This window comes from Gordonibacter sp. (assembly GCF_036667095.1).
Taxonomy (GTDB): domain Bacteria; phylum Actinomycetota; class Coriobacteriia; order Coriobacteriales; family Eggerthellaceae; genus Gordonibacter.
In genome coordinates, this window is sequence record NZ_JAVWUP010000020.1 from 1851 (window position 1) to 10689 (window position 8839).

The window sequence follows — 8839 nt, forward strand, 5'->3', positions numbered from 1 at the left end:
CGTCGTGTCACCTTGAGGTGACAACGCTTGTCGTTCCCGGCATGAACGACGCGGTAGAGGAGATCGATGCGGCAGCAGCCTGGCTCGCTTCGCTCGACCCCTCTATTCCCTACCACCTCACCCGCTTCTTCCCAAGCCATCGCTTGCGGGATCGCCCGCCCACGCCCGTGTCGACGCTGCGTGAGCTGCGCCGTGTGGCGCGCCGCCATTTAGACGACGTGCTGCTGGGCAACTGCTGATCGGGGCGCAATAAACTTACCGGTAGAGAGAACCCTCGTAGGTATGCCTTGAGGAAAGGTGCAGTTTGCTTGGCGGCTTTGCGTCGCGGACGGCACGGTGAGCTGCTCTGCGAGATCTCTGTGCCACGAGGTGGGCATCAGGTGTCTATCAGGTAGGGAATGGTCACGAGGGCCACATCGCGCCGCTCCAGCAGCGACGACTCCAGCAACAGGGTGGTCTGGTTGTGCAGGGGCATCTGCCAGAGCTTCGTGACCAGCTGGGGCATCACGATGGTCAACGTCTCGTGGCGCTGCAGGCGCCCCAGACGGTCATCCACATGGTTGATCAGCATCTCGTTCACGTTGCGGTAGGGCGCTTTCTCAATGACCAGCGGAGCGTCGATGCCCAAGCGCTGGTAGTCAGCTTTGAACCGGCGCGTAGCAGCGGCGCTTACCTTCACATGGTAGACCTCGATGTCGCTGCTGAGCGACCGCGCATAGTTCAGCGTTTTGATGAACGGCCGGTTGACTGCATGGGCGGGGATGATCACGTGGGTGCGCGGCACGTCGGAGAGCAGCAGGCTGCGTGCTTTCTCGTCGTCGCGGATCATAAGGCATTCGTGCACGTCGCGGTAGTGGCGGTTGATGACGGCCATCAGGGCTACGGTGGCACCGATGGCGACGAGCGATATCCAGGCACCGGCCAGGAAGTTCGTAGCGACGATGACGCACAGCACCAGGGCGGTGACCACGGCACCGAACCCGTTGATGCAGGCGCGGCGCATCCAAGGGCCGCTGCGATGGCGACGCCAGTGCACCACCATGCCGCCTTGTGCGATGGTGAACGAGAGGAACACGCCGGCGGCGTACAGGGGGATAAGCAGGTGCGTGTCGCCGGCGAAGGCAACGACCAGCACCACGGCGAACACGGATGCGAACAGTATGCCGTTGGAGTACACCAGGCGCGACCCCTTGTCGGAAAAACGCTTGGGTAAAAAGCCGTCTTGGGACAGCAGCGACATAAGCTGAGGCATGCCGTTGTAGGCGGTGTTGGCGGCCAGCAGCAGGATAAGCGCGGTGGCTATCTGTATCACGTAGAACATGATGCTGTTGCCGCCGAACACGCTGGTGGCGATCTGCGCGATGATGGTCAGGTCGGGCGAGGGCGCTACGCGGCAGAGCAGGGCCAAAACGCACACGCCACCGAAGATGACCAGCACGATAAGCCCGAGCAGGTTCAGCGTTGCCTTGGCGTTTTTGCGCGCGGGCTGGGCGAAGTTCGGCACACTGTTGCTGATGGCCTCCACGCCGGTAAGCGCCGAGCAGCCCGACGAGAACGCGCGCAGCACCAAGAACAGCGTCAGGTCGCCAGCTGTTTGGGAAAGCTCGGCTGCCTGTGCTGCCGGCTCGAGCATGCCCAGTGCCGACTTCACCACGCCCACCACGATCATGATCAGGACCGAGGCGACGAAAAAGTAGGTGGGAAGGCCGAAGACTTTGGAGGATTCGCGAAGCCCTCGTAAGTTGCCGACGGTCATGATGACGATGAACGCCACGATCATGGGCACCTTGAAAGGCGCCATGGCGGGCAGCGCCGACGTGACGGCTGCAGCACCCGAGCACGAGCTTACTGCAATAGTCAGCACATAACCGATGATCAACCCCGATGCCGCCACGAGAGAGGGTATGCGCCCCAGGTTCTCGCGTGCCACGCTGTAGGCGCCGCCGCCTTGCGGATAGGCATCGATAACCTGCCGATAGCAGAGGATCAGCATGAGCAGCAGCGCGATGATGGCTCCAGCCACCCCGAGCATAGGGGTATAGCTTGCCAAGGCCAGTATGGGGATGAATACGAGCAGTATCTCCTCGCAGGCGTAGGCAACCGACGAGATGGCGTCGCTGGAAAGGACCGGGAGCCCCCAGATAACGCCGTATTTCTGCGATTCGAGCTCAGAGCTTTTGAGCGGCTTGCCCAGCAAGCGGTATTTCCAGGAGTTGGCGTTCATGGCCGTCTTTCTCAAGCGTCGCTCCGACGCGGTTGCAGCGGGAGCGGAAAATCCCCATCTTTCAGGGAGAATGAAGGTTTACTCCTTTTGCGACCTGCGGTCAAGATGGCAAACGGGCAGCATGGGGTTACCGTTCGGTGACGTACCACACCTTCGATGGGCTGTTGGCCGATGCAGCTTTGGTGCTGGGCAAAGAGCCGAACGACGAAGGTGCCCTCAGGCGATGGGGGGACGGGGTTTGAGGAACTTGCCTCGGAACTGCTCGTCTGAGACCGGTCGGGGTACGGGGCGGGAGTACAGGAATCCCTGTGCGATGATGTTCGGATTGATTGCCTGTAGCATGGTGGCCTGCTCGAGCGTCTCTACGCCTTCGACGACGATCTTCACGCCGAGGTTTTCGGCGATGGCGATAATGCCTTCGAGGATAATCCTGTTCCGCGCATCGCGCGTGCTGTCCGCCAGCAGCGATTTGTCTATTTTCAGCACGTCGGTCGGTATGTCCTGCAGGGCGCCGAGCGACGAGTAGCCCTTCCCGAAATCGTCGATGGAAAGCTGGAAGCCGTAGGCTTTCAGGCGCTTGCACACGATTTCGGTGCGCTTCAGGTCTTCCATTACGATGCTCTCGGTTGCCTCGAGTTCCAGATGATCGGTCGGGACGTCGTAATGCTCGGCCAGGGAGAGCAGCGTATCGGGGAAGCTGTCGTTTTGGAGATGGATGCGCGAGAAGTTGCAGGCGATAACCGGCGCGGGGAGGCCGTCGTCGAGGAAGTCTCGAATACGTTGGCAGGCGAGGGCGAACACTTGCAGGTCGACTTTGGTGATAAGCCCACTCTTCTCGAGCAGGGAAATGAACTTGTCGGGTGCAGTGAGCCCTTTGGTGGGCGAATCCCAGCGTACCAAGGCCTCGAAGCTGTCGATCCTGCCGGTGGCTATGTGTACCTTGGGCTGGTAGTACGCAATGAATTCGCCGTTTTCGAGGGCCCGGGCCGCTTCGGTTTGCAAGACGCGATCGGCGATGTCCTGCTCGCGCATACCCTCGGAGTACAGGGCTAGAGCGCTGCGCGTGGACGATTCCGCGCTTTCGCGGGCATACCGGGCGCAGTCGATGAATTCCGACAGCAGCTGCTTAGAATCGGCGCGGGGCGCCGAGACGGTGCTCGCGCCGGCGCGTAGCGAAAGGTGGTATTGGTGCTTTTCGAGAACAGCAAGCTGGCTAAACGCCCGTTCCAACGATTCGAAGCGCTCGGCCAGCTCGTCTAGGGAGCGCCATCGGATGAGAACGACGAATTGGTCCGCCGAAACGCGTGCGTAGCATTCCTCGTCTTTCGTGAAACTGGCTAAAAGGTCGTTGAGCGCGATGAGCAGGTGATCTCCCTCTGCGAATCCGAAGGCGGCATTGAAGCTCTTGAAGCGGTTGATGTCGATATAGACGATCGCATGGGCACGCTCAGGATTCTTGTCGACGATGCGGTAGGCCTCGTTTTGGAATTTGCTGAAACTCCACCCTCCGGTGAGCTGGTCGTTGTCGACGAGTTGGGATATCTTGCGGGCATTGCGTGTCTTGCTGCGCGAGATGTAGAGCACGGTTGCGATGGCTCCTAGGGCGAGACCGATGGTTGCGAGGATTATCTGTATCGGATACTGCCTCATGATGTCAATCGGGCTGGCAGGATGGCTGGCGACAGCGTTATCGGTGATCCACTTTGTCATGGTCTTGTCCGACGTGAACTGGACGCAGCGATCGAGGATGGCGATAAGGCGAGGGTCAGTGGCCGGCGAGGCCCCCAGCGACATCGAATTGGTGTAGTCGGTAAGCGACAGTATTCCAAGCGAGCTGTACTGCGGCTCTGCCAAAAGATAGTTGGCGACGTTGATGTCTGCGAAAGCGGCGTCGGCTTCGCCCTCAATGATCGCATCGAAGCAACGTTTAGGCGTGGGATAGTAGCGTATCTCGCTTGTGTCGTAGTCTTTGGATATCTCGTCTGATAGGGAGAATCCTTCGGGTAGCGCGAGCCTCTTCTGGGTCGAGGCGGGCTTTGCGACCATTGCCATGGGGTCACTCAGGTATACCCCTGTTTTCCTTACCTTGTTATCGAGGTCGTCGAGGAGGGGGTCGATGGAGTATACGAGATCCACCTCGCCATTCGTTACCATGTTCACCGCTTCGCGTTGGCTGTCCACGGGAACGAATTCGAAGGCAAGACCGGTGATCCTGGAGATGTCGGCGAACAGAGATGCCGATATTCCTGTGAAATCGCCGGTGCTCGGGTCGGTGAAGGACAGCGGCATGCGAAATGAGGCATACGCAACCTTAAGCGTAGGTGCGCTATTGAGGTAGAGGTATTCGTCACGGGTGAAAACGGGGTCTTGGTTGGTGTTGATGCTAAAATACTTCTTGTAAAGATTCAGAAAGAAGTCGGGATAGCGGGATTTGAGGCTGTCTATGGACTGGTCGAGTTCGGAGCGGAGCGCCTCGCGGTCTTTCGGCAGCGCTATGTACAGCGATTCGGGCGAAAAGTGGGCCACCATCTTGAAATTGTCGACATGGCCGAGGTCGAACGTGGTCAACGCGTCTATTGCTCCTGTATCGAGTGCTTCCATGAGTTTGGGAAGGTTTGCGAAGGACACAAGCTGCGCGGAAAAGCCGTTTGCCTCGCTGTAGTCGAGAAAGGCCTGGGTTGATTGGCTTCCCTCGATGGTTCCTACCTTCATGCCCTCGAAGCTTTCGAAGTCCTCGTAAGCGTAGCGGGTGTCGTCTAGGCGGACGTGGATGGTGGTGTAAACGTCTCCGACAGAATTACTGGAGAAGAGCATCTGCTCATCGCGTTCGGGGACGTAGTGCACGGAAGGGAGGAGGTCGACCTCGCCTCGCGCAAGGGCCTCTGATGCGGCGGTCCATGAATCGAACGTGACGTATTCATAGTCCCAGTTGGCATGGAGCGCCAGTTCCTTGAGGTAGTCGATATTGAATCCCCGGAAGGTGCCGTCGTCGGATTGCTCCATATAGGCTCCGTCGGGAAAGGTTGCGACACGGAGGGTTTTTGTTTTCTGCTCCGATAGGGAGTCGGCGGGTGCTTCGGCGTAAGCGGCGGTAGGAGTGCAGGAAAGCGTCGCAATCGTCAGGATTGCGAAGGCGACTCGAAGGCAGGTACTCCGTAGAGGACGGCGTGCCGTTGTTGCCGAAAAGCCGATCGAAGTTCCTTCCAGAATAAGGGCAAGGGCACGCTTCTCCCTGCGTGCAGGTTCCATGATAATACATAGGCGCGCTTTATTGCCGCAGATAGTGAACCCGTAAGGTCGTTGTGTCCAGAATCTGTCCAACCCTATTCAGGTTTCTGCATATTTTCGCAAATTTCTGCATAAAAGGGGTTACATAGCGTTGCCAAAGCGCATATACTGCCTTCAGTCCTTTAAAAGCGGTACAGAGAGACCGACAAGGTAGAACCCCAGCGCCCACCGATACAAGGGCGCGGCGAGTCGAAGCCTTTGTCTGTCGCGGAGGCTTTTTTCATGCCTTTCTGCGCCAGGCGACGCTCAGACGGGGAAGCGCGCAAACTAACTCGGCGCGCGAGCCCCAGACGAGCGAAGAGGTCCGCCTGTACCATCCCGAACGGAAGGGGTGGGTACATGACCGATGCAGGCACGGTCAAGACCGTCTGCATGGATGCAGACGAGATCGAGCGATCGCTCACGCGCATTGCGCATCAGATCCTCGAGGCGAACAAGGGCGCGGGCAATATCGCGCTCGTAGGCATCGTGACGCGCGGCGATCTTCTTGCCAAGCGCCTTGCCGAGAAGATCGAGTCCATCGAGGGCACGAAGGTGTCGCTCGGCAAGCTGGACATCAGTTTCTACCGTGACGACTTCGCCACGCACTTGGCACCCGAGGTGCACTCCACCGACATCTTCTTCGACCTTGACGGCAAAGACATCATCCTCGTGGACGACGTGCTCTACACGGGCCGCACCATCCGCTCCGCGCTCGACGCACTCATGGACATTGGCCGCCCGGCCACGGTGCAGTTGGCTGTGCTGGTGGATCGCGGGCATCGCCAGCTGCCTATCCGCGCCGACTTCGTGGGCAAAAACGTGCCTTCGGCCGCGGACGAGAACGTACGCCTGTTCTTGGAGGAGACGGACGGCAAGTCAGAGGTCGAGATTCTGGAAATCGCACCGGGCTCCCGCGCGGGTTCGGCACCGCTGGGAGGTGAATAGCATATGGCTTTCAATCACAAGCATTTGATCGACATCACGGAGTATTCCGCCGATGACATCATGACCGTGCTCGAGACGGCCGTACGTTTCAAGGAAGTGAACGAGCGCCGCATCAAGCAGGTGCCCACGCTCAAAGGTGTCACCGTCGTGAACATGTTCAACGAGCCCTCCACGCGCACACGTTCCTCGTTCGAGATCGCCGAGAAGCGCCTCTCCGCCAACAGCCTGAACTTCGGCGGCTCCTCCACCTCTTCGGTGAAGGGTGAGAGCCTGGTGGATACGGTGGAGACGCTCTGTGCCTACAAGATCGACATGATCATCGTGCGCGACAAGCGCGCGGGCGTGCCGCGCAAGATCGCCGACGTATCCGGCGCACACGTGATCGATGCGGGCGACGGCAAGCACCAGCACCCCACGCAGGCGCTTTTGGACCTGTACTCCATCTGGGAGCGCAAGGGAGACCTGCGCGGACTCAAAGTGGGCGTCGTGGGCGACATCGGCCACTCCCGCGTGTGCGGCTCGCTGATTCCCGCGCTGAAGATCATGGGCTGCGAAGTGACCGTCATCGCTCCGCCCACGCTCATGCCGGCGCGCCCCGATATCCTGGGAGCCGACCACGTGACCTCCAAGCTAGACGAGGCCCTGCCCGAACTGGACGTGGTGTACATGCTGCGCATCCAGCGCGAACGCCTCGAAGGTGCCCCGTATCCGTCTTTGCGCGAGTACAACATGCTCTACGGCCTGACCAAGGAGCGCGAGCCGCTTATGAAGCCTGACGCGCTCATCTGCCACCCAGGCCCCATCAACCGCGGCGTCGAGTTGGACAGCTACATGGCCGACCACCCGCAACGCTCGATCATTCTCGACCAAGTCTACGCCGGCATCCTCACCCGCATGGCGGAAATGTATCTTCTTCTCGGAGGGAGCGAAGATGGCCTTACTGCTTAAAGATTGCCACGTGATCGACCCGCAGGTCGGTCTCAACGAAACGGCCGACATCCTGGTGCGCGACGGGAAGATCGTCGAGATCGGCCAGAACCTGACCATGGAGAAGGGCGTTGAGCGCGACCTCTCCGGCAAGATCGTCGTCCCCGGCCTCGTGGACATGCACGTGCACCTGCGCGAGCCTGGCTACGAGCAGAAGGAGGACATTGCCTCCGGCACGCGCGCCGCGGCTCACGGCGGCTTCACGGCGGTGTGCTGCATGCCGAATACCAAGCCCATCATCGATAATGCGGTAGGCGTGGAGTATGTAGCTGCCCGTGCGGCGGCTGTTGGCAAATGCCGTGTGCATGTGGCGGGTTCCTGCAGCCAAGGGCTCAAGGGCGAGACGCTCTCGGAGATGGGCGACATGGTGGCCCACGGTGCCGTAGCCTTCACCGACGACGGACGTGGCGTGCAGGACGCGGGCATGATGCGCCGCGTCATGGACTATGCTTCCCAGTTCGACCGCGTGGTCATGAGCCACTGCCAAGACGAAGGCTTGGTGGGCGAGGGCCAGGTGAACGAGGGAGTCGTGTCCACGCGCCTGGGCATGTTGGGTTGGCCGGCCGAGGGCGAGGAGATCCAGATCGCCCGCGACATCGCACTCTGCCGTCTCACGGGGTGCCCCTTGCACGTGCAGCACCTCTCCACGGCTCGCGGCTTGGAGCTGGTGCGCGCTGCCAAGGCCGAGGGCCTGCCCGTGACCTGCGAGGTCACGCCGCACCACCTGTTCCTCACGGAGGACGACATCGACGACGCGTACAACACCTTCATGAAGGTAAATCCGCCGCTGCGCACGGCCGAGGACTGCAACGCCCTTATCGACGGCGTGGTCGACGGCACCATCGATGCCATCGTCACCGACCATGCCCCGCACACGCACTACGACAAGGACTGCGAGTTCGAGCTGGCGCCCTTCGGCATGATCGGCCTCGAGACGGCATTGGCCCTTATCGTGACCAACCTGGTGAATCCGGGGCACCTCACCTGGGAGCGCGCCATCGAGTTGATGAGCGCCAACCCGCGCGCTATCCTGCGCGTGGAGCGCGTGGCCTTGGAGGCCGGCAGCACCGCCGACTTCACGGTCATCGATCCGGAAGCCACCTGGACGGTGGATGCCTCCGAGTTCCTGTCAAAGGCTGCGAACTCCGGCTTCATCGGCACCGAGCTTACCGGTCGCGCCACCGATGTCTACGTGGGCGGCTACGCCACCCTGGAAGATGGCAAGATCGTCGAGTAAAGCCTCGGTTTCATAGGTGAATAGAGACAGGTGTGAAACCGGACTTGCGTCCAAGACCGCACCTGAGAAATAAGAACGGAGCCAAGGAATGCCTGGCTCCGTTCTTATTTAGCCACTCGACCAATCACAACCAATCGCTTGCCCCGATGCGGGTAATCTCGACGCTCGACGCTCGA

Annotated in this window: 5 protein-coding genes and 1 pseudogene; 4 read left to right on the forward strand and 2 right to left on the reverse strand. The window is 60.3% G+C overall.

The features are described 5' to 3' along the window. A pseudogene (locus tag RR842_RS03635) lies at nucleotides 1–239 on the forward strand (radical SAM protein); the annotation flags it as partial. Nucleotides 240–376: 137 nt separating this feature from the next. Here RR842_RS03635 and RR842_RS03640 read toward each other — a convergent pair. Beyond that, nucleotides 377–2224, reverse strand: a complete 1848-nt coding sequence (locus RR842_RS03640; protein WP_332565769.1) for an APC family permease — start codon at nucleotides 2222–2224, stop codon at nucleotides 377–379. A 216-nt stretch (nucleotides 2225–2440) separates the two neighbouring features. After that, nucleotides 2441–5473: an EAL domain-containing protein gene (locus RR842_RS03645; RefSeq protein WP_332728998.1), complete on the reverse strand. Its 3033-nt coding sequence runs from the start codon at nucleotides 5471–5473 to the stop codon at nucleotides 2441–2443. A gap of 378 nt (nucleotides 5474–5851) precedes the next feature. Between RR842_RS03645 and pyrR the strand changes: the two genes are divergently transcribed. From pyrR to RR842_RS03660, 3 genes are read left to right on the forward strand one after another with little or no spacing between them, the layout of a single operon-like run. Next, nucleotides 5852–6439, forward strand: coding sequence for a bifunctional pyr operon transcriptional regulator/uracil phosphoribosyltransferase PyrR (gene pyrR / locus RR842_RS03650; RefSeq protein WP_332514929.1), 588 nt, complete (start codon nucleotides 5852–5854; stop codon nucleotides 6437–6439). A 3-nt stretch (nucleotides 6440–6442) separates the two neighbouring features. Then, nucleotides 6443–7387 carry an aspartate carbamoyltransferase catalytic subunit gene (locus RR842_RS03655; protein WP_332514930.1) on the forward strand — a complete coding sequence of 315 codons (945 nt, stop codon included), beginning with the start codon at nucleotides 6443–6445 and terminating at the stop codon, nucleotides 7385–7387. After that, nucleotides 7371–8663 carry a dihydroorotase gene (locus RR842_RS03660; protein ID WP_332514932.1) on the forward strand — a complete coding sequence of 431 codons (1293 nt, stop codon included), beginning with the start codon at nucleotides 7371–7373 and terminating at the stop codon, nucleotides 8661–8663. The genes RR842_RS03655 and RR842_RS03660 overlap by 17 nt, the downstream gene beginning before the upstream one ends. Nucleotides 8664–8839: the final 176 nt, after the last annotated feature.